General features: G+C 66.4%; 23 protein-coding genes and 1 tRNA gene. 7 read left to right on the top strand and 17 right to left on the bottom strand.

What is annotated here, in order from left to right; genetic code table 11:
- Positions 1-80 precede the first annotated feature (80 nt).
- Entirely contained in the window at positions 81-1,193 is a 1,113-nt protein-coding gene (locus EAX62_RS07095) for an ROK family protein (protein WP_121900864.1), read from the bottom strand.
- A gap of 64 nt (positions 1,194-1,257) precedes the next feature.
- On the opposite strand from EAX62_RS07095, the gene EAX62_RS07090 reads away from it, so the two are divergent.
- The 3 genes from EAX62_RS07090 to EAX62_RS17500 all read left to right on the top strand — a co-directional run bounded on the left by EAX62_RS07090 (position 1,258) and on the right by EAX62_RS17500 (position 5,056).
- Positions 1,258-3,432 carry an alpha-galactosidase gene (locus EAX62_RS07090; protein WP_121900863.1) on the top strand — a complete coding sequence of 725 codons (2,175 nt, stop codon included), beginning with the start codon at positions 1,258-1,260 and terminating at the stop codon, positions 3,430-3,432.
- 466 nt (positions 3,433-3,898) lie between these two features.
- Entirely contained in the window at positions 3,899-4,687 is a 789-nt protein-coding gene (locus EAX62_RS07085; RefSeq protein ID WP_121900862.1) for a site-specific integrase, read from the top strand.
- Positions 4,688-4,699: 12 nt separating this feature from the next.
- The gene (locus EAX62_RS17500; protein ID WP_121900861.1) at positions 4,700-5,056 is read left to right on the top strand and encodes a tyrosine-type recombinase/integrase; all 357 of its coding nucleotides are present in this window, start codon (positions 4,700-4,702) and stop codon (positions 5,054-5,056) included.
- 558 nt (positions 5,057-5,614) lie between these two features.
- On the opposite strand, the gene EAX62_RS07075 is transcribed toward EAX62_RS17500, so the two are convergent.
- On the bottom strand, positions 5,615-5,872 hold the full coding sequence (locus EAX62_RS07075) for a hypothetical protein (protein ID WP_121900860.1): 258 nt from the start codon (positions 5,870-5,872) through the stop codon (positions 5,615-5,617).
- 332 nt (positions 5,873-6,204) lie between these two features.
- On the opposite strand from EAX62_RS07075, the gene EAX62_RS07070 reads away from it, so the two are divergent.
- Positions 6,205-7,548, top strand: coding sequence for a hypothetical protein (locus tag EAX62_RS07070; RefSeq protein WP_121900859.1), 1,344 nt, complete (start codon positions 6,205-6,207; stop codon positions 7,546-7,548).
- Positions 7,549-7,637: 89 nt separating this feature from the next.
- Positions 7,638-8,150 carry a hypothetical protein gene (locus EAX62_RS07065; protein ID WP_147454044.1) on the top strand — a complete coding sequence of 171 codons (513 nt, stop codon included), beginning with the start codon at positions 7,638-7,640 and terminating at the stop codon, positions 8,148-8,150.
- Between the two features lie 236 nt (positions 8,151-8,386).
- On the opposite strand, the gene EAX62_RS07060 is transcribed toward EAX62_RS07065, so the two are convergent.
- Positions 8,387-8,468: transfer RNA gene (locus EAX62_RS07060), tRNA-Leu, on the bottom strand.
- 529 nt (positions 8,469-8,997) lie between these two features.
- Here EAX62_RS07060 and EAX62_RS07055 point away from each other — a divergent pair.
- Positions 8,998-9,621 (top strand): hypothetical protein, encoded by a 624-nt coding sequence (locus tag EAX62_RS07055; RefSeq protein WP_147454043.1) that lies wholly within the window; start codon positions 8,998-9,000, stop codon positions 9,619-9,621.
- On the opposite strand, the gene EAX62_RS07050 is transcribed toward EAX62_RS07055, so the two are convergent.
- From EAX62_RS07050 to clpS, 11 genes are all read right to left on the bottom strand, one after another.
- Positions 9,618-10,928, bottom strand: a complete 1,311-nt coding sequence (locus EAX62_RS07050; RefSeq protein ID WP_121900856.1) for a DNA polymerase IV — start codon at positions 10,926-10,928, stop codon at positions 9,618-9,620. The two genes, EAX62_RS07055 and EAX62_RS07050, sit on opposite strands and share 4 nt — an antisense overlap.
- Before the next feature lie 10 nt (positions 10,929-10,938).
- Entirely contained in the window at positions 10,939-12,030 is a 1,092-nt protein-coding gene (locus EAX62_RS07045; protein WP_121901066.1) for an LOG family protein, read from the bottom strand.
- Positions 12,031-12,047: 17 nt separating this feature from the next.
- The gene (locus EAX62_RS07040) at positions 12,048-12,524 is read right to left on the bottom strand and encodes a dihydrofolate reductase (RefSeq protein ID WP_121900855.1); all 477 of its coding nucleotides are present in this window, start codon (positions 12,522-12,524) and stop codon (positions 12,048-12,050) included.
- 10 nt (positions 12,525-12,534) lie between these two features.
- Positions 12,535-13,344 (bottom strand): thymidylate synthase, encoded by an 810-nt coding sequence (locus EAX62_RS07035; RefSeq protein ID WP_121900854.1) that lies wholly within the window; start codon positions 13,342-13,344, stop codon positions 12,535-12,537.
- A 1-nt stretch (position 13,345) separates the two neighbouring features.
- Positions 13,346-13,945: an RdgB/HAM1 family non-canonical purine NTP pyrophosphatase gene (gene rdgB, locus EAX62_RS07030; RefSeq protein ID WP_121900853.1), complete on the bottom strand. Its 600-nt coding sequence runs from the start codon at positions 13,943-13,945 to the stop codon at positions 13,346-13,348.
- Complete coding sequence (gene rph, locus EAX62_RS07025; protein WP_121900852.1) at positions 13,942-14,682, bottom strand: ribonuclease PH; 741 nt, start codon at positions 14,680-14,682, stop codon at positions 13,942-13,944. The genes rdgB and rph overlap by 4 nt, the downstream gene beginning before the upstream one ends.
- Before the next feature lie 146 nt (positions 14,683-14,828).
- On the bottom strand, positions 14,829-14,996 hold the full coding sequence (locus EAX62_RS16875) for a hypothetical protein (protein ID WP_199711144.1): 168 nt from the start codon (positions 14,994-14,996) through the stop codon (positions 14,829-14,831).
- 22 nt (positions 14,997-15,018) lie between these two features.
- On the bottom strand, positions 15,019-15,825 hold the full coding sequence (murI, locus tag EAX62_RS07020; RefSeq protein WP_267897967.1) for a glutamate racemase: 807 nt from the start codon (positions 15,823-15,825) through the stop codon (positions 15,019-15,021).
- A gap of 21 nt (positions 15,826-15,846) precedes the next feature.
- Positions 15,847-16,326, bottom strand: coding sequence for a hypothetical protein (locus EAX62_RS07015; protein WP_121900851.1), 480 nt, complete (start codon positions 16,324-16,326; stop codon positions 15,847-15,849).
- 87 nt (positions 16,327-16,413) lie between these two features.
- Positions 16,414-16,971 (bottom strand): DUF2017 family protein, encoded by a 558-nt coding sequence (locus tag EAX62_RS07010; protein ID WP_121900850.1) that lies wholly within the window; start codon positions 16,969-16,971, stop codon positions 16,414-16,416.
- Positions 16,968-17,228, bottom strand: a complete 261-nt coding sequence (clpS, locus tag EAX62_RS07005; RefSeq protein WP_407703310.1) for an ATP-dependent Clp protease adapter ClpS — start codon at positions 17,226-17,228, stop codon at positions 16,968-16,970. The genes EAX62_RS07010 and clpS overlap by 4 nt, the downstream gene beginning before the upstream one ends.
- 121 nt (positions 17,229-17,349) lie before the next feature.
- Here clpS and EAX62_RS07000 point away from each other — a divergent pair, with 121 nt between their 5' ends.
- Positions 17,350-18,702: a nicotinate phosphoribosyltransferase gene (locus EAX62_RS07000; RefSeq protein WP_121900848.1), complete on the top strand. Its 1,353-nt coding sequence runs from the start codon at positions 17,350-17,352 to the stop codon at positions 18,700-18,702.
- A gap of 14 nt (positions 18,703-18,716) precedes the next feature.
- Here the strand turns inward: EAX62_RS07000 and EAX62_RS06995 are convergent, their stop codons facing one another.
- Genes EAX62_RS06995 through EAX62_RS06985 form a run of 3 tightly spaced genes read right to left on the bottom strand, consistent with a single transcriptional unit; the run spans position 18,717 to position 20,497 of the window.
- Positions 18,717-19,601 carry a hypothetical protein gene (locus EAX62_RS06995; RefSeq protein WP_121900847.1) on the bottom strand — a complete coding sequence of 295 codons (885 nt, stop codon included), beginning with the start codon at positions 19,599-19,601 and terminating at the stop codon, positions 18,717-18,719.
- Position 19,602: 1 nt separating this feature from the next.
- Complete coding sequence (locus EAX62_RS06990) at positions 19,603-19,923, bottom strand: hypothetical protein (protein WP_147454042.1); 321 nt, start codon at positions 19,921-19,923, stop codon at positions 19,603-19,605.
- Positions 19,924-19,981: 58 nt separating this feature from the next.
- Positions 19,982-20,497 carry a hypothetical protein gene (locus EAX62_RS06985; protein WP_121900845.1) on the bottom strand — a complete coding sequence of 172 codons (516 nt, stop codon included), beginning with the start codon at positions 20,495-20,497 and terminating at the stop codon, positions 19,982-19,984.
- Between the last annotated feature and the right edge of the window lie 46 nt (positions 20,498-20,543).

Here is a 20,543-nt window from a genome sequence, read left to right as displayed (position 1 = left end):
TGAGTTGGGGGGGAATCCGACTGCGTGACAATCGCCCCGGCGGGGAGACCGGGACCCCTGTGGGCAGGCGACACGGTACGTCAGTGCAAGGTGAGGCGCCTGAGCGAGGTCTGGATCGCGACGGCTGCGGCCCCTCGTGCCCACGCCCGGAAGCCGGATCGATCGATGTGCAGGGCCACGGGGCTCGCGAGTGGATCACGGTGGGAGGAAACGGCTCGACGCACGGTCTCCTCCGTGAGGTCGAACAGCGCTATCCCTTCTCCAGCGAGGATGACATCGGACTGCAATGACAGGTTCGCGGCCAGCGCGACAAGCCTTCCAAGCGCTTCGCCGCTGGCATCCATCACGGCGCGTGCCGGTGGCTCATCCTGGGCCACGTGGACGGCTTCCGCCCACGTGAGAGTGCGGCCGATGGCCGACGACACCGACGCGGCGATGAACTCGCTGGTGAGCATCGCCTGCGCACACCCGATGTGTCCCTCGTGGCACGTTGGCCCCATCGATGACAGCGGGATGTGGGCTGCCACACCAATTCCGGAGTCGTGGGAGCGCGACACTGTGCCGTTGCTCACCAGCGCATACCCGACACCCGCGCCCACCGTGACGACCGCAAAACCTTGAAGTCCCTTCCCCAGTCCGAACCACCGTTGAGCCTCGGCCAGCGCCACGAGGTCGTTCTCGAGGGTGACCGGGATGCGCACCACATTCTCCAGCAGTGCGACAAAGGGCAGATTGGTCCATCCAAGGAACGGCGCACGGGCGACAATGCCATCGGCGACCGAGCCGCCCAAGCTGACTCCGAGCCCCGCAATACCGGTGACCCCCAGCCGGTCCACTGCCTCGGCGATGACCGAGATCACCTCGGACGGCGAGGTGTCACGCAGCGGCATCTCGCAGTTGGCGATCTCGTTCACCCGTACGTCGGTGGCCACGACGTGCACCAAGTCCCCGGTGACCTTGACGCCCGCGTAGAAGGGCAGATTGGGGGCTATGTCCAAGGGCTTGGTGGGGCGGCCCACCAAGCCGTCCGGCACCTCCTCGAGCTCAACGAAGAGCCCGCGGGCGAGGAAGGGCTTGGCCAGACGCGTCAGGCTCGCCGCGGACAATCCCAAGCGGCTGGTGAGGGATCGCCGTGAGAGCGGACCGTGCAGGAGCACGGCCTCGGCCAAGGCAGCCTCGCTGTCGGTCAGCATCCTGGTACCTCCTCACAGGGCTGCACCCTTTGCCCCACCATTACTTCCGTGGTAACACTATTACATGCGCACTGAGACCACAGAGACCACGGCGTCGCGACCCACCCCGACACCTTCGTCCCACCCCGTGGTGCATCTCCGCCGCGGCGGCACGAGCGTGGTTGTGGATGTCGATGCGCCGGACGGGCCGGTGATTGTGCACTGGGGCGAGGAACTGGAGCGTGCCAGTGACACAACGCTGTCCTCTCTAGTGGCGGCAACGACCCCGCAGCGGGTCAGCGGGGGGCTGGATCGCACAGGCCGGCTGGGGGTGTTGTCAACACCCGCCCGTGGCTGGCTGGGTACCCCGGGTATCGAGGGTCACGGTGCGCGGGGGTCGAGCCTGAGTTTCCGTGTCACAGGCCTGGAGGTGAGCGAGCACGAGGCGAGTCTGCGCCTCACCGATGAGGAGTCGGGGCTCACAGCGGACCTCGAACTGCGCGTCGGTGCCTCCGGACTGTTCCACCAGCGCATCACCGTGCACAACGCCTCCGAGGACAACTTCACACTCACATCGCTCCACGCCGCGTTCCCCGTCCCGTGGGACGGCTCAGAACTGGTGGAAACCACCGGCCGTCACCTGAGGGAACGCTCCGCGGTCCGCCACGAGTTCTCCTTCGGGACCCACCTGCGTGAGAGCCGACGCGGACGTCCCGGGGCCGACGCGACCTTGCTGCTCGCAACCGGCCGCCCCGGATTCGGGTTCGAGCGGGGTCGTGTTCACGGCATCCACGTGGCGTGGAGCGGGAACCACCGCGTCATCGCCGAGCGGGTCACCACCGGCGAGGCCTTCCTGGCAGGCGGCGAACTGCTGTTGCCGGGCGAGGGCACCCTCGCCCCGGGCGAGTCGCTGTCCACACCGTGGGTCATGGGGTCGTGGGGTGATGGGCTCAGCGAACTCTCACACCGATTCCACGACGAATGGCGTGCTCGCCCCCAGCATCCCCGACGTCCCCGCCCTGTCACTCTCAACACGTGGGAGGCCGTCTACTTCGAGCACGATCTCGACAGGCTGACCGAGTTGGCGGACGTTGCCGCCGCGGTGGGTGTCGAGCGTTTCGTCCTCGACGATGGCTGGTTCACGGGGCGTCGCGACGACACCGCCGGCCTCGGCGACTGGTTCGTCGACGAGCAGGTGTGGCCCGGCGGCCTCCACCCGCTCGTGGAGCATGTGCACACGCTCGGCATGGAGTTCGGTCTGTGGGTGGAACCAGAAATGGTGAACCCGAACAGCAACCTGGCCCGCGACCACCCGCACTGGCTCCTCCAGGGCAGGCAGGACCTTCCCCCCTCCGGCCGCCAGCAGCAGGTACTCAACCTCGCACACCCCGACGCCTACGCATTCATCGCCGGGCGGCTCCACGCCCTCCTCGACGACTACCCCATCAGCTATCTCAAGTGGGACCACAACAGGGACCTCGTCGACGCCGGATCCGGCCCGGGCGGCCGCTCCATGGTCCACGAGCACACCCTGGCCCTCTACGGCCTCCTCGACGAACTCACACAGGCCCACCCCGGGCTGGAGATCGAGAGCTGCGCATCCGGTGGGGCACGGGTCGACCTCGGCATCCTGGATCGCACCGACCGGATCTGGACCAGCGACTGCCTGGACCCCATCGAGCGCCTCGAGAACCAGAAGTACACCAGCCTCGTGGTGCCCCCCGAGATGATGGGCATGCACCTGACCAGCCCTGTGGTGCACTCCACCGGCCGCACCGTCTCGCTGAACCTCAGCGCCGCCGTCGCCCTGTTCGGACACTTCGGCATCGAATGGGACCTCACCCGGGCCAACGACGCCACCCGTGCCCGCATCACCGACTGGGTCACCTTCGCCAAGGACATCCGCGACCTCGTCGCCACCGGCCACATCGTCTTCACCGACGGCACCGACACAGGCCTCGACGTCCGCGGCATCGTCGCGGCCAACCGCTCGCGAGCCATCTACACCGTGACCCAGGCCACCACCACCATCACCTACCCCCCGGCCCCCATCACCCTCCCCGGACTCGACCCGCACACGCACTACCAGGTGCGACTCCTCCACCCGGGCGGGCAGGACCCCCAGCCCGGCCAGTCACCCCTGATCTGGCCCCACCAGGAGACGGTCCTGACCGGACGAGAACTCTCCACCATCGGACTGCGCCCACCAGTGCAGTACCCGCAGCAGGCCACGATCATCGAGGTCCTGCACGCCAGTTGATATACAGCGGGACGCCCGAGCACATGCAGGATTCACACACCGGCGGGGCACCCTGCTGGCCCCCCTTGAATCTCGCGTCATGCGGGTTGTGGCCGGCCCGGGATTGGGTGCAGGGCCGCCTCGAGTCGCCGGTTCACAGGCGACGCTCCCGGCGACGGCGTCAGGAACGGCCGGGTGTTCTCACCGGTGCACGGGCGTCTGGCCCACATGTCGCCCGTGTGACGCGCGGAGCGTGTTCAGAGCAACATCGTGGAGCACACCTTGGAGTCACAGCCCTGTGGGAGGGGTGCCGAAGAAGGGACTTGAACCCTTCCGCATTCGACTCCCAAGTGTCCACTCAGGTCCTCAAAAGTCTTCCTGAGTAGGGCTTTAACGCATCCCCCTTGACCCTTCACGCGTACGTAGAGCCCCCCAAAGGGACTACGATGGGCACGTATTGGGCACGTATTGGGCACGACGGAGGATCATGGCAGGCAAGCGCGGATTCGGATCAATCAGAAGGCTGCCGTCCAAGCGTTATCAGGCCAGATACATGGGGCCAGACGGCAACAGACACCAAGCTACAGTCACCTTCACCAACAAAGCGGATGCCGAGGGATGGCTCGCTCGCGAGCGTGAACTGGTGGAGCGCGGTCTTTGGGCATCCCCTTGGGAACGAGAGCAGGCAGTAGCGGCCAGCCCTTGTGGCGGAGACGGTCCGCTGGCGGGAGGGCCGGTGACGGTCTCGCTGTTCATCAGTGGCTGGCTGCCTTCTGTCGAACTGCGCCCGACCACCCGGCGCGACTATGAGTCACTGCTTCGCAACCATATCGAGCCGCAACTTGGTGAAGTGGTTCTGCAGGAACTGTCCAAGTTGCATGTGAGGACTTGGTGGGAAGCCCTCGATCCGACAAAGCCAAGAGCTAGATCAAAAGCCTTTCAGTTTTTACACACAGCCTTGAACGGTGCAGTTGAACTGGATCTATTGCCGAGTAACCCGGCTGCACTTCCCCGGCGCACACGGATCCGCACGAAGACGGCCCGCAGGATAGAACCACTTTCAGTCGTCGAACTGGAAGCGCTGGCAGACAAGATGCCTGCTCATCTACGTCTGTCCGTCCTGATCGGTGGCTGGTGTGGTCTCCGCTACGGAGAGCTTGCCGAGCTTCGACGAAGGGACATGGACGCTGAAGACGGAACGATCCGGGTCCAGCGGGCCGTGATCAAGGTACCCGGGGGTTTCGAAGTTGGTGCACCCAAGACCGACGCCGGCTAACGTACCGTTCACATGCCACTCAGCCTGCTTCTGGAGCTGCGGCTTCATCTCGATCTGTATGCTTTGCCAGGACCTGACGGCCTACTGATCCATGCGCCTGACGGCCGACACCTTCACTCCTCGGTATTCGCTCGCGCCTTTGCCAAAGCCGCCCGAGCCGTAGGCCGGCCGGATGCGACTCCCCATGTGCTACGACACACCCACGCTTCCTTGGCGGCTGACCTCAGCGCTCCCACACCCGTCACCATGCGCCGCCTCGGGCACACGACTGCCGGGATGACCATGCGATACACTCACGCCCTCGCAGATGCAGACAGGCGACTGGCCGCTGCTTTGGACTGTGTGAGGCGACCATCATCCTCGGATTGACGACCAATAGGCCACGGCCAGCACGCTTCTCACCTTCTTCCGAGAGATTAACAAAAGCGGCGCCATAGGTTCCGAGACATGGTTCTGCAATTATCGGATCGGGCGAGGCATGGTGGCGCGGCGTCACGCTTGGAACCGCAGAGGTAAGTGGCCTCCCGTGACACGTCCAGTGAGACGAACTCTCCACCTTCGATGTGATCAACGGTCAGGAACCGGGCAGCGCTGCCACGGCGAGCGCGCCACATCCGGCTGCTGCCGCGGTTGGTGGCGCTGGCGCCTGATAGATGTCACGCGATCGTTCTGCCTCATGAACCCTGAGAAGCATGATGGCTGAGACGTTCTTTGGCAAGATGACTTTTTACGACAGTTCGTTGTTGTAGACCTAGCGAGGTCCGGTGCGGCCTCGCTAGCAAGCGAAGACGTCTCATCCATCTGTAGATAAACGAGACGCCGCAAAAAGCGGGTGATTAGCTACTTGAGGCGGATGGGTGCGCTTTGACGGCGCTCATCGAATATCCCCGGAGTTGCTCATCGAAGTTCCCGGGTCGCGGGGTCAGGTCAGCGGGTGTTGGTACCGGTTGTGATGCGGCGGAGTTCGTTTGCTTGGGCGTGGTGGTTGCGGAGTCGGTAGGAGGGTCCGTCGGGGATGTCGGGTGCTGCGGTGGCCGAGTACGAAGTGCACCGGTTGTGGAACATCGTGTTCAACGGGAAGGGTGCGTTCCGTCGGATGGCCACCTGTCGCCCGTAGACGAAGCCGTGGCGGTTGTAGCCCTCTTCCGACGGCCGGGCGATCTGTGCCAGCCCGAGTCGCTCCATCGCAAGCACCGGACTCCACGGCTTCGGCGCGCCTTTGGGTGACGGACGCGCGAGGTCGGTCCAGTCGTCACATTCGGAAATCGGCTGGCTGAGCGTCGGCCAGCTCCACAGCACGCGCAGGGACTTTCCTTGGTCCTGTAGCCGCTGTGACACTGGAGTGGTGGCGGGGTCGATGAGAGCTCGGATACATCATGTCGACGAGCGTCGGGCCGGACGCGCATGACCACGTGACGGAAAAGTGGCAACACATTGGCTGGGCCGGGCTGAGCGCTAATGCCTCCGACTCGGACGGATTTCAACGATTGTGTCGGCAAAGATGCGAGAATCCCCGAGTGAAGTTTCCCATCCGCGGCTCGACTGCATCACCACCGACGTGGGATCGGTACAAGAGCGCGGTCCGCAGGGTCGACCGCGACAGTCTCCTCGTCCAGGCTGCAGCAGTTACCGCTCAGATCGCCCTCGAGGAGCTGCCGAAAGAACTGACCCGGATGGGGCTCACTCCCTGGTGCGTCGCTGACGTCGCTCGTACGGCGCTTTCCTGGAGCAGTTTCGAGCGACCGGAAGCCGACCGGCGCACGCTCCTCCGCCTGTGCAACCAGTGCGTCCAACTCGCCGATGAGGGCCTCGTCCGTGATCCGACCTCCACCGAGGGGCTCGGGCAAGTGCTCGCGAGGCACTTCTTCGAACAGTTTCCTAGCCAGCACTCCAACCCCGGCCAGATCGCGCGCACGATCCTTCTGTTCGGGTCCGCAGTCGAGATGCCTCCTGGCTTCGCCCCGGAGGCCATGACACCGGGCTGGTTCGAGACCATCACGGATGGGCTGACGCTGGAGGATTATGTCGAGAGTCTGTTCCTGATCTCCACCATGACGGAGCAACACAACGGTGGCTTCTCCCTCGACTTGTTCAATGGGCCGGGCTGGGACGACCTCATTGAAGCAATCCCTTACGATGCCATCCGCCGCACGTTCACCGAGTATCTCGTCACCACCGCGGCTGACTTCAAGGAGGCGAACCGGCGCTTTCAGGATCCACTGCCGAAGGCGCAGAAGAAGTACGCGTTCAATCCCCTCGACGACAAGCCCTTCATCGATGACGTCGCACCCATCCCGATCGCGCCGTGGGTACAGGCGATCATGCGAAAAGCGGTACCACCGTCGATATACCACATGGGGACTCGCGCGCTGGGCGACAGCTTCACGCGCGACCTTGGTCCGGTCTTCCAACACTACGTCGGACGACAACTCGACCTCGTCGCCGGCGACCGCCAGGTCATCCCAGAACTCCGGTACGGCCCTCGGAAGTCGCAGACCGACTCTTGCGACTGGTTTCTGGACCTTCCGGGAGTGCTGGTGCTCATCGAGTGCAAGGCTCGGCAGCCGGTGGAATCACTGAGGGTAGGGAGCGGCGACTGGATCGACTCGGTCGAAAGCAGCATCGGGAAGGGGATCAGGCAACTCAATCGGTCGCATCGCGATATTGAAGCCATCGCCGAACGCGAACCGTCGATCGGTCCGGCGAAGCCCCGGGTCGGACTGGTCGTGACGCTTGAGCCGTTCTACGCCGATCAGAACTGGATTCTTGCCGAGCGGCTCCCGCAGCGAGATCTGCCGATCGCCGTCATATCAGTCGGCGAACTTGAATCGCTCCGTACAACTGAGGAGGGTATGGCATGACGATGTCGACACGGTTGCAGTTCCATGCGCCTGCCAGTGAAGTCGGAACTCTCCTACGCCGCTGGCTAGCAGGATTGGACTGCCAAGGGGTGGCGCTGACGTTTGATGACCGCAGGATCGTCATGGAGAGGGACAGATGGGACGTGACCCTGTCAAGGGCCAACGTGTACCTAGCCCTCTTCAGGACTGAACCTTTCCTCGACGACCGCCGGTGGACGAACCTAGAGTTCATGGACCAGAACCCGGGTTTCTTGAGCGTCATGATCATGCATCCGTCAGACGGACATCTCAATGAAATGATGATAGGTGCTGTTGCGTCCGAACCGGAAGGATTCAAATGCTGGCAGCGTGTCGTGGCCCGAGCGCGCCGCAGCCTGCTGCGGGGAGCGACTCTTGTGGGAGTAACGGGGGTCGCAAGAGATGATCGCTCGCACAGGTACTCGGCAGGGGCTCTCGCTCTCGCGGAGGAGGGTGTTCTTATGACGACCACCGGCAGGGACGGTCCCGTCTGGATCCTGGATGGGGTAGAAGGTGCTTCATCGCTAGTCTCCGAACTGGGTGCGGAGCGAAGGGCCGCGGCCCAGTCACACGAATTCTACTAGGTGAACGCCCCGAGCTAGGGGCGGCACACTCGAGCGTCGGCTCACGAGGACCCACCTCCGCTCGCTGCAATCGGGTTCGCCATGCCGCTCGCTCTATTCGGGTGAGTCCCCTAGCGTGGTGTCAATTCCTGTGAGGGGGCCCAAACGCCATGCCATTGGGCACGTATTGGGCACACCATGACGCCTCGGTGGATTGCCTGGAAGGAAAACCCCTAGCCAAAGGGCCATAGGTGTCGTGCCGAAGAAGGGACTTGAACCCTCACGCCCGAAGGCACAGGATCCTAAATCCTGCGTGTCTACCAATTCCACCACTTCGGCTGGCTGGCGCAGCGATTCTAGCAGCGGGTCCACCGGCAGCCCCGCGCCTGATGGCCGTGCCCGCCCTTCGGCGCGAATACCAATCAACTTTGGGGGTTTTTGCATCAACTGTTGGCGTCCCGGTTGATTTGCCGCTATGGTTTTGCCAACAGGAACAATCCGGCGAATTGTCGGAAAAGTCTTGAAGCAAATCGTTCCGGCCGGCCAGGTCGGTCCTTCTGGGGGGAAGGTCGACATGGGGTCACTGGCTCGTTTGTCCGGGGGGACGCACTCAGTGCGTCGCCGTGCGGCCTTGGTCGCAGCCGGGACGGTGTTCATCACGGTGAACGGCATGCCGTCGGGGGTGGCTGAAGAGCCCACCCCGGCGGCTCCCGTTTTTCCCACCGAGAGTGCAACATCTGGCAATTTGCCAAAAATATTGAGTACCATTACAGGCTCCCATGTCACCACCAATGCGTGGTCCATCAGGTCCGAGCCAAAGAATGCGCGCGTTGATCTGCGGGGCACAGGCCCCACCAGCGTGGGCTACATGGTGGAGGTTACCCACACGGGTCGTACGCTCACATCATCCGACGTCCGCGGCACCATCAGCGTGACCAACCCGGCGACCACGTCGCGCCTCGCAACCATCAGTGACACCTTCGCCGGGATCACCTGTGTGGTGGCCGACGGCCTGGGGAGGGTCATTCCCGCCGCGAGCAGCACGGACTTCACCTTCACCTGCGACACGGGCACCAACTTCCAGCCCCGAACAACCGACAGCAACGTGGCTGCCGTGACCTGGTCCGACGGCGGGGTGGAGCACACCCTCACCACACCGGCCGAGGAGATCAGCTGGGACGGCCTGTATCTGGACAACACCGTGGACGTCCAGGACATCGACGGTGCCGAACTCTCCGTCCTGGGCTCGTTGACCGTGGGCACCGACGGCTCCCTGCGACTGATGACCCCGGAATCCGGCACGCTCCAGGGCTCCACCGCCCGGTTCGCCTACCGGGTGCAACTCGACGGCCGGGCCGGGAAATGCACCCCGTACAACACGACGGCGGTCGTCGCCGGCGACGAGGGCAAGAACGTCGCCTCCGATGCTGCATCGGTGCAGGTGTGCGCCGCCGCATCCGCCGGCCCGGGCCTGCCCCACACCGGCCACTAGGGCAGCGCCGGCAGCTCCTGGGTGGGCTGCAGCGCGGGATCCTCGGTGGAGAACGTCCGCACCGGGCCCGGTCCTGAATCCCGCGTCTCGAATCGCACTGTCACCCGGCCCAGACCCGACCCCCACACCCATCCCCGGCCGAACTCGGGGTGCTCCACATCCGCGCCGGGGAACCACCCCCGACCGCGCACCCCGGAGGTGTCCACCTCGCTCGTGGTCAGGGTCTCGGCCGGCGGCGGCGCCTCATCCTCGAAGAGTTGTTCCTGTGCCGACTGCACGAAGTTGGATGCCGCCACCCCCAGGAGTCGCACTCCCGCCCGCACGTCCACCTCCGACAGCAGGTCAATGGCGATGGCGGAGATCGCTTCCTCCCGGTCGGTGGCGCCGCCCACGGATCGCGCCTTGGACACCGTGGTGAAGTCTCCCATCCGCACCTTGATGCCGACGGTGCGGGCGAACACACCCGTGGCCCGGATCCGCTTGGCCACGTGTGCTGCGTCCCGCCGGAGGATGACCTCCAGTTCAGCCCGCTCCTTGATGTCGGTGGGGAAGGTGTCCTCCGTCGAGATGGATTTGGCCTCGCGTTCGGCCTGCACGCTCCTGTCGTCCCTGGCGAAGGCCAGCCCCGACAGCCCCTCCCCCGAGGCCTTCCCCAGCTCACGGACGAGTTCGTCCCGGCTCGAGCGCCTCAGGTCTGCGACGGTGTGCATGCCGATGGCCTGCAACCTGGTCTCCGTGACCGGCCCCACCCCGGGGATCGCCCGCACGGGCAGGTCGACGATGAAGTCCAGCTCCTCACCGGGTGCAATGATCCTGGCCCCGTCGGGCTTGGCCGCCTCGGAGGCCACTTTCGCCACGAACTTGCTGGTTCCCACCCCCACGGATGCCGTCAGCCCGCCGGTGCGTCGGGTCAGCTCCGCCCTCAGCTCGGCAACGTTGTGAGCAAGGCGGGCCGGGTCCCAGTGGCTCAGTGCGAGGTCGACGAACGCCTCATCGAGACTCAGGGGCTCGACGGCGGGCGACACCTCCGCCAGAAGCGCCATCACCACCTGCGAGGATTGCCTGTAAGCCTCGAATCGTCCGCCGAGGAACGCTGCATGGGGACACTTGCGTCGTGCCTCCGTGCCCGGCATGGCGGACCTCACCCCGAAGACCCGTGCCTCGTAGCTGGCGGTGGCCACCACGCCGCGTGGGCCTCCACCGCCCACCACCACGGGCTTGCCCCGGAGGCTCGGCTTGTCCCGCTGTTCGACGGCGGCGAAGAATGCGTCGAGGTCCAGGTGCAAAATGGTGGCCGCGGAACGCATGCAGCAGAGGCTACCTCGCAGCCAGCCAGGCGCCAGCCTCCTCGATGGTGTCCACCAGTGCGATGGCATCCCCCATCGCCCTGCCGGTACCCAGCGAGCGCAGCAACGGCCAGGCCGGCAGCACACCACCCCACTGCTGGATGCCGACGAGCACCAGCGGCGTGATGGTGGACGGGTCCGTGGCGTAGTAGTTGGCCGTGACGGCCTGGAACAGCTCCTGGACGGTGCCCGCTGCCCCGGGCAGGAAGATGAGCCCACCCCGGCACAGCTCCAGCAGGGTGGCCTCCCTCACGGCGTTGGAGCAGTACTTCGCGATGCGGGTGGCAAATACGTTCGGCGGCTCGTGCCCGTAGAACCAGGTGGGGACGCCGAGGGTGTCGGCGCCGCCGGCGAAGCGCGCCTTCACATCGAAGGCCACCCTGACCCAGTCGTCGATCGACGGTCTGAAGCTGGGCACGCTGGCCAACATCCCCAGCGCCTCCCCCAGTGCCTCCGGCCCGTGGGGCGAGAGTCGGGCGCCCAGGTTGGCCGCCTCCATGGCGCCCGGTCCGCCGCCGGAGGCCACGAGGAAACCCTCCTGTGCCAGGGTCATTCCCAGGGCCGCCGTGGTTGCATACCCCGACGATCCACGCTCCACGGCGTGGCCTCCCATGACCCCCACCACCTGCTGCTGGCCAAGATCATCGAGGTACTCCTCGAGCGCGTCGGAGATGGCATGGTCGTGGAGTGCCGCCACCAGCGTCTTCTGCAGCGACGGCATGCCGCCGCCCGCCCGCGTCCAGGCGTAGGCGAGAGCGTCGAAGCTGTCGGCGTAGCTGCCTGCCGGCATCGTGTCGTACAGGTTGACAGCCCTGTACAACGACGCCCTGTACGGGTTGAGGGGGGAGTCGGGGATTTTTGGGAACAGCAGGGCGCCCCGGGCGCGGAGGTCCTCCTCGGCCGCGCCCACATCGCAGCCCATGAACAGGGTCGCATCCACGGTGCAGCGCGCCAGCGCATCCTCCCGTGCACGCAGGTCCAACGACTGCACGACGCAATGGTCCAGGCCGTGACCAGCTGCGACCACCTCGTCGAACTGTGCGAGCGTCTCGATCTCGTGCATCACGGGGTCCCGGCCGATCACTGCGGGGTGGGGCGGTACTGCACGAAGTCGAAGCCACCCCTGGGCTCCCGGGAGATTTCCGTCCACTCCCGCACGCGGATGAGCGGGAACGTGGTGTCCCCCTCCGGGGACTGGTGCACGTGCGTGATGTCCAGCTCGGTGAGGTACGGCCACGCCGCCCTGTAGATCTCGCCGCCGCCGCCGACGTAGCACACGCGTTCAGGTGTCTGGGCGGCCATCTCCAGTGCCTCCTCGATGGTGTGTGCCACCTCGACACCGTCGTCGCTCCACGCAGGGTCGCGGGTGACGACGATGACGCGCCTGTTCGGCAGGACGCGGCCAATGCCCTCGTGGGTGCGGCGGCCGAAGATCAGGGTGTTGCCGGTCGTCAGTGCCTTGAACCGTTTGAAGTCCTCGGGGATGTGCCACACCATGTCGCATGCGTCACCGATGACACCGTTGTCGGCCACGCCCGCGATCGCCACGATCCTCATGCCTTGCTCCTCAGACCGCAACGGGTGCCTTGATGGGCGGGGCGGGATGGTAGTCCCGCACGGCGATGTCGTCGAGGCCGAAGGCGTCGATGGCCCTGACCTCGGGGTTGACCCACAGGCTCGGCAGCGCGCCGGGCGTGCGCGAGAGCTGCTCGGCCACCTGGTGGCGGTGGTTGGAGTAGATGTGCGCGTCGCCGAGGGTGTGGACGAAGTCGCCCACGTCGAGGTCGCAGACCTGGGCCACCAGGTGCGTCAGCAGGGCGTAGCTGGCGATGTTGAACGGCACCCCCAGGAACACATCAGCGGAGCGCTGGTAGAGCTGACAGCTCAGCCGCCCCCTGCCCCCCTCCACGGGGGTGACGTAGAACTGGAACAGCGTGTGGCACGGTGGCAGCGCCATGTCCTCGATGTCGGCCACGTTCCATGCTGAGACGATGTGGCGGCGGGAATCCGGGTTGCTGCGCAGGGCAGCGACGACGTCGGCCAACTGGTCGACGTGTCGACCGTCGGGGGTGGGCCAGGACCGCCACTGGTGCCCGTAGATGGGGCCGAGGTCACCGTTCTCGTCCGCCCACTCGTCCCAGATGGAGATCCGGTTCTCGTGCAGCCACGCAATGTTGGTGTCGCCGCGCAGGAACCACAGCAGCTCACCGAAGACGCTGCGGGTGTGGACCTTCTTGGTGGTCAGCAGGGGGAAGCCCTCACGGAGGTCGAAGCGCATCTGGTGGCCGAAGATGCTGCGGGTCCCTGTGCCGGTGCGGTCCGGCTTGTCCACGCCCTCGTCGAGGATCTTGGTGAGGAGGTCAAGGTACTGCTGCACGTCAACCCTCCTTCAACCACTCGACGAAAGTCCGCACCGCGTGGCCGCGGTGGCTGATGGCGTCCTTCTCGTCGGCACCCATCTCCGCGGTGGTCCTGATGCTGCCCTCGGGGATGAAGATGGGGTCGTAGCCGAAGCCGTTCTCCCCACGCGGCGCCGTGGCGACGTGGCCGGACATCTCGCCGCGGAAGACTCGCCGCTTGCCGCCGGGAGTGACGTGCGCGAGAGCGCAGACGAACTGGCCCCCACGGCGGTCGGCGGGGACGCCGTCGAGTTGGGCAAGCAGGAGTTCCAGGTTGGCGACGTCGTCGCAGGCCGGGCCGGCCCAGCGTGCGGAGCGCACCCCCGGCATGCCGTTCAGTTCGTCCACGGCGATGCCGGAATCATCGGCGATTGCCTCCAGCCCCGTGTGGGAGGCCGCGGCAGCCGCCTTGATGAAAGCGTTGCCCTCGAACGTCTTCTCGGTCTCCTCCGGCTCGGGCTGCGGCGGGAAGTCCTCCAGTCCGAGGATCTCGACGTCGACGTCTGCGGCCTCCACGACGCGGCGCAGCTCCAGAAGCTTCTTCGGGTTCCGGGTGGCCAGGACGATGCGGCGCGTCATCGAAGGAGTGCCTTGTTCTGGATCTCGGTGAGGTCCCGGCAGCCCTGGGCCCCCAGCTCGAGCAGCACGTCGAGCTCTGCACGACTGAACGGTTTGCCCTCGGCGGTGCCCTGCACCTCGATGTAGTCACCGGAGCCCGTCATGACGATGTTCATGTCGGTGCCCGCCGTGGAATCCTCCTCATACGCGAGATCCAGCAGCGGGACGCCGCCCACGAATCCGGCGGAGATGGCGGAGACCGAGTCCATGAGCGGCTCGCCCTTGAGACGACCGAGGCCGCGCAGGTGGGAAACGGCGTCGGCCAGCGCCACGTAGGCGCCGGTGATGGCAGCGGTGCGGGTGCCGCCGTCGGCCTGCAGGACGTCGCAGTCCAGCACGATGGTGTTCTCCCCCAGTGCCTTGAAGTCAACGACGGCGCGCAGCGACCGGCCGATGAGGCGTGAGATCTCGTGGGTGCGGCCGCCGATGCGCCCTCGCACGGATTCGCGGTCGGAGCGGGTGTGTGTGGCGCGCGGCAGCATCGCGTACTCGGCCGTGACCCACCCGAGCCCCGAGTCCTTGCGCCAGCGCGGCACACCCGTGGTGACGCTTGCCGCGACGAGCACGCGGGTCCTGCCGTACTCCACGAGGACGGAGCCCTCGGCGTGGTCGAGCCAGCCGCGGGTGATGCCGATGGGGCGGAGCTGGTCGGGCGCGCGGCCATCAATGCGGCTGCCGGGGGTCGAGGGGGTCGTCATGCCGAACAACCTAGCGCGCCCCTGACAGCTGCCTGTCACCGGTTCTCTTTGCGGACCGTGACCCGAATCGCGGCGGCGGGTGCTCACCATGGAGCCGGGCTCCCCGGCAGCCAGCGCGCGGGGCGTCTCCGGTCAGCCGCGGAGGCTCACCAGGAGGAGACGCTGGGCCCCTTGGCCGGCTCGTCGGTGCCCTGGTAGGCCTTGCAGTGGCATCGCTCATCGACGGGAACGCCGGTCAGTGCATGCTCGATGTGGTCGCCGCAGCCTTCCCAGGTGGGCTTGCCGCAGACGTCGCAGGTGACCTTGTGGCACATGGTGGGTTCTCCTTCGTCGATTTCAGTCGAGTGCAACTGTAGTGGCGCCGGTGACGAACTCCCCCAGCAACCGGCGGCCGATCCCATTGAAATCGACGGCGTCGCCGGTGGTGAGGAAGGTGCGGGTGGCCTGCCGGGGCTGGTCGTGCAGGAGGCCTCGCGTGGTCATGCCGGAGTAGACGGACTGCGCGCACGTCTCAGCACTGGAGACCAGTGTGACCTCGTCGCCCATCACGTAGTTGATGACCCCGGCGAGCAGCGGGTAGTGCGTGCACCCGAGGATGAGCGTGTCGATGTCCGCGTCGATGAGCGGACGCAGGTACTCCTCCGCCACGCCCAGCAGTTCCTTGCCGCCGGTGATGCCCTGTTCGACGAACTCCACAAACCGGGGACAGGCCCGGGTGGTCAGCGACAGGTCACCGGCGACGGCGAAGGCGTCGTTGTAGGACCCCGACGTGGCCGTGGCCTGCGTGCACACCACCCCGACGCGGCCGTTGCGCGTGGCTGCGACAGCGCGCTTGGCGGCAGGCAGGATGACCTCGTGGATGGGTATGGAGTACCGCTCACGGGCGTCGCGCAGCACGGCCGCCGACGCCGAGTTGCACGCGATGACCAGCGCCTTCACTCCCATGCCGGCCAGATGGTCGAGCCCCTGCAGCGCATATTCGCGGACCTGGGCGATGGGCAGCGGACCGTAGGGGGCACGGGCAGTGTCGCCCAGGTAGAGAAAGTCCTCGTTCGGGAGCTGGTCCACGAGTGCCCGCATGACGGTCAGGCCTCCGAAGCCGGAGTCGAAGATGCCGATGGGCCTGTTGACGATGTCCTCCACGGGGCGCGAGTCTACGCCGGGTCAGCGGCTCAGTCGCCCCACGAAGGCCAGCGCGACCATGGCAGCACCCACCGCCATGGTGCCCGTCACGATGTTGGAGAGGGCCTGCACGAGGATGGAGGCCGGCATCTGCTGTTGTGCCTGCCACATGAGCGTGAGCGCGACCAGTCCGGCCTGGAGCACCACGGACAGCGCAAGCGCACCAACCCCCCAGAGGGCGAGCGCCTTCGCGCCGCGAGTGCTCACGTGCGCCTGCAGCATCCGGGTGCCCACCAGCATGCCGATCACGCTGCCGGCCGCCAGCATGAGGACGAAGCCCAGCGAGCTGAGGACCCCCAGCACCGCGAGCGGGGCGTCGGCGAACAGGTCCGTGCTCGTGACCGATCCCAGCAGAAGGGCCAGCGCAACGAGGATCAGGGCTGCGAGCACGACCACTCCATTGTGCATGCCCCACTCGTTGCGCACTTCGGGCTGGGTCTCGAATTCAAGGTCGTTCGACACGATGAACCTCCGGTCACTGCCCGCGCGATGCGGATGCCTCCAGAGTAGGCCGCCAAAGGACTGGCCGCCGGGACGAATGCGTGGTGGTCAGGACTGGAACATGTGCGCCTGGAGCGCGTCCTCCAGCACCGCGCCCAGCCAGTCGCAGATCGTGGCGGCCGTGGGGTTGGCCCGGATGTTGGACCGCGACACGGACACCTGCCGCTCGGCGCTGCCCGTCAACTCCACGTTCCACGCGGCACGCAGACCCGCCAGCGTGGTGACCCAGGCATCCACGTGGTCCTTCCTGACCGCCACCATCCCGTCGTCGACACCGTCGTCGACGGCGCAGTCCGCCAGCACCGTGCGTCCGGCCGTCCGGCGGGCACGTGCCTGCTGCCCGATGGCGTCGCGACGGAACTGCTCAGCCTCCTTCGCATCCGCCAGTGCTGGCGGGAAGAGCCTGGCAAGGGCGGGGTTGGAGTCCAGCAGTTCCACGGGACGCTCCGAGAGTTCAGCTGCCAGCCGGGCCATGGGGTCGTCCTCATCCTCCCCCTCGGGCAGGAGGGAGTCCAGGGCGTTGAGCTGCTGCACCACCAGCGCCATGAGCACGTCGGTGCGGCCGTCGCCGCCGTCGAACTCCCAGACGATGTCGTCGTCGCTCATGCGCGCTCCATGGTGGCCCACAGTGTGTAGTTCTGCATGGCCATGACGTCGCGCTCCATGGACTCCCGGTTCCCGGTGGAGACCACCGCCTTGCCGTGCGTGTGCACCTGGAGCATCAGCTTCTCCGCCTTCATGCGCGGGTACTTGAAGTACTCCATGAAGACGTAGGCCACGTAACTCATGAGGTTCACGGGGTCGTCCCACACGATCGTCACCCACTGTGACGCGAGGTCGGTGGCTGCCTCCGGTGCGTCCATCACCGCCACGCCCGTGCCGGTTGACGGCCTGCCCTGCTCGCTCATGCCCCCATTGTTCCAAAGCCTGACAACAATGTGCACACCCCCGCCACGGGGGTCCGGGCGGCTACGCTTGCGGACCATGACGACGGCGCTCCTGACGGACCATTACGAACTCACCATGGTGCAGGCCGCCATGGATGCCGGCACCGCGGACCGGCACAGCCTTTTCGACCTCTTCACGCGGCGCCTGCCCGAGGGTCGTCGCTACGGCGTGCTGGCCGGTCTGGGCCGCGCCCTGCGGGGAATCGAGGCATTCCGGTTCGACGAGGCAGAGGTTGAGTACCTGGCAGGTGCCGGGATCATCAAGGACAATCTCGCCACCTGGCTGGCCAACTACCGCTTCTCCGGTGACATCTGGGGCTACCCGGAGGGGGAGGTCTTCTTCCCCGGCTCCCCCGTGCTGTCCGTCGAGGGCTCGTTCGCGGAGTGCTGTGTGCTGGAGACACTCCTGCTCAGCATCTTCAACCATGACTGCGCCATCGCTTCGGCCGCGTCCCGTATGACGTCGATGGCCGAGGGGCGCCCCTGCTCCGAGATGGGGTCACGCCGGACGCACGAGTGGGCCGCCGTCGGTGCCGCCCGTGCCGCCTACGTGGCCGGGTTCGCCGCGACGTCGAACCTGGAGGCGGGCCGCAGTTGGGGCATCCCCACCATGGGGACCGCCGCCCACTCATTCACTCTCCTGCACGACAGCGAAGAGGACGCCTTCCGCGCCCAGATCGCGGCCTTCGGCACCGGCACGACCCTGTTGGTGGACACCTACGACGAGGAGGCCGCCATCCGCAAGGGCGTTGAACTGACCGATGGGAAGCTGGGTGCCATCCGGCTGGACTCAGGCGACCTCGCCAGCGCCGCCCGCCGCGCCCGCGACCTGCTGGATGACCTGGGGGCCACCGACACCCGCATCGTCGTCACCTCCGACCTGGACGAGTGGCAGATCGCCGCGCTGCGGGGCACACCGGTGGACGGCTACGGCGTGGGCACCTCGCTGGTCACCGGTTCCGGCCACCCCACCGTCGGTTTCGTGTACAAGCTGGTGGCGCGGGCCGAATCCGCCGATCGGAGCGCCCCCATGACCGCGGTGGGCAAGAAGTCGAAGGGGAAGAACACCCTGGGCGGGCGCAAGTTCGCCATGCGGCGCCTCGACGACAACGGCCGGGCGGAGGCCGAGGTCATCGGTCTGGGCACTGCGCCCGCCACAGACGGCAACGACCGCTACCTGCTCGTGGACATCGTCAAGGATGGCGAGGTGGTGGACCACTCAACGCTGGAGGATGCCCGGCAGCGGCACCTGGACTCGCTGGCCGAACTGCCGCCGTCCGCCCTGCGGATCAGCAAGGGCGATCCCGCCATCGAAACCATCATCCTGGACTCGGGCGGCCTGGAGACGACGAACCCCTACCAGGCGGCGCCGAACCCGGCCAACATCTGAGCTACGGGCCGGCGTCAGTCCAGACTGACGCCGGTGTTGGCTCGCGTGGCGCGGTTCGAGGCGCTCACCGCGTCCCAGGCGTCCTCACCCGCCTGGATGACTTCACCCCCACCCCCGGGCATCGACAGACCCGGTATCCCCGTGACGCCGCTCACACCACCAAGTCCGGCATCGGCAGCGAGCTTGATGGGCGTGCGAGCCAGCCCCGTCGCGACGGTGACAACCCCCTTGCCGACCAGGCCCACCTCCTTCTTGAGCTCCGCCAGGAGCTTCAGAAGGGCGCGAAGCTCCTTCAGGACTTCTGCGACCTTCTTCATGATGGTGGCGAGCTTCTCCAGAAGGCTCGCGATCCGCGTCAGGACCTGCGCCACCCGCGCCAGCCCCTGGGAGATCTTGGCGAGTGCGTGCGCGCCCTTGGCGAGATTGGCCGCGACCCAGGCCCCCATGGAGGCGCCGAAGGTGAAGACCGCCAGCGCCCCGGCGATGGCCAGCGATGTCAGCAGGAACTCGATGACGGAACGGATGATCGAGAGGATCATGTTCGCGGCCTCGACGGAGGTCTCGGCTGCAGCCTGCAGGATCTGCTGGGTCTGCTGGATGGCAGGGCCCAGCTTGTCGAAGTTGCCCCGGACCAGCCCCATCTTGGCCATGAAGGCTTCGTGGGCTGCGCCCTCCCACAGCGAGATCCCGTTGGCCGTGTCGCTCAGCTGCTGGCCCACCTGCAGTACCTGCTGGCCCAGCGTCTGGTAGGTGGCGCACTGCCCAGCCACGGTGTTGGGTTCCCCGGTCACCCACTGCAGCCAGCCGGAGACGATGGTGTAGGGGCCATGCAGGACGCTCTGCACCGGCGATGGGCACGACTGGTACCAGGTGTCGAGGGTGTTGTTGTACTCGGCCACCTCAGATCACCTGCCCGTAGAACGCGGAGCTGGCCTGCGCAGCATTCGTCTCGAAGTCCTCGTAGGCGTCGGCGGTGGCGTCAAGCCCCTCGTGGATCTTGCCGAGGGTCTCCGCCAACTCCTGCAGTGCGTCGGCGCAGTCCGCGGTGTGCTCGCAATAGGCCTCCCACACGCGGGTCTGCAGCCAGGGAATACGACCGAAGTCCGACTGCACCAGCGGCACACCCTCCAGTCGGGTCACCAGGCGCTCCCCTGTGGTCTGCATGTTCTCGAACTGGTCCCCGGCACCCCTCAGCTCGGGGTAGCTCACCGTGAAATCCACCAGCACTCCTATCGCAGCGACGTAACCGCATTCTTGAACAGGCTACTTTCCGGGGGGCTCAGCGGCTGGCGGTGCTGACGAACGACGCGACGAAACGGCGTGCCGCCCAGGGCAGCACCCCACACCAGAGCCGGACCATCGATCCATCGGCGCAGTTGACGCGGATCCGACACAGTTCAAGGGGAAAACGTGGGTCGTGGGTGATGGCCTCGATGCTGCTCAGAGGTCCCTCCCAGGCAACCTCGGGCGTCGTGTCCGACGACACGTGCCCGATGACCAGCAGGCGCCGCGTCGTGAGCACCAGGTTGGATCCCGTCATGAACGCACGGGCCAGGCCGACCGCCTGATGTCCCCTGCGCGTGTCAAGCGTCAGGCCACCGACGAGCTGCTCGGCAGAGTCGTTCCACGAGGACACGTTCAGCCCGTTGATGGGATCGAACGTGACGGTGTTCGACTCGTCGGGCTCCCGCTCGAGTCCGGGATGGTACTGGGCGGAAATGACGTCGACGACTTCTTCACCGGCAGGGCAGAGGCGGCCCAGCTCGTCAGCAAAGATCTTGCGGAAGCTGATCATGACCACCCAGTCTGCCAGTGCCCGGCGCCCTCCCGGCGCATGGTTG

This window comes from Tessaracoccus antarcticus (assembly GCF_003688855.1).
GTDB lineage: Bacteria > Actinomycetota > Actinomycetes > Propionibacteriales > Propionibacteriaceae > Arachnia > Arachnia antarctica.
This window is presented reverse-complemented; position numbering and strand designations above follow the sequence as displayed.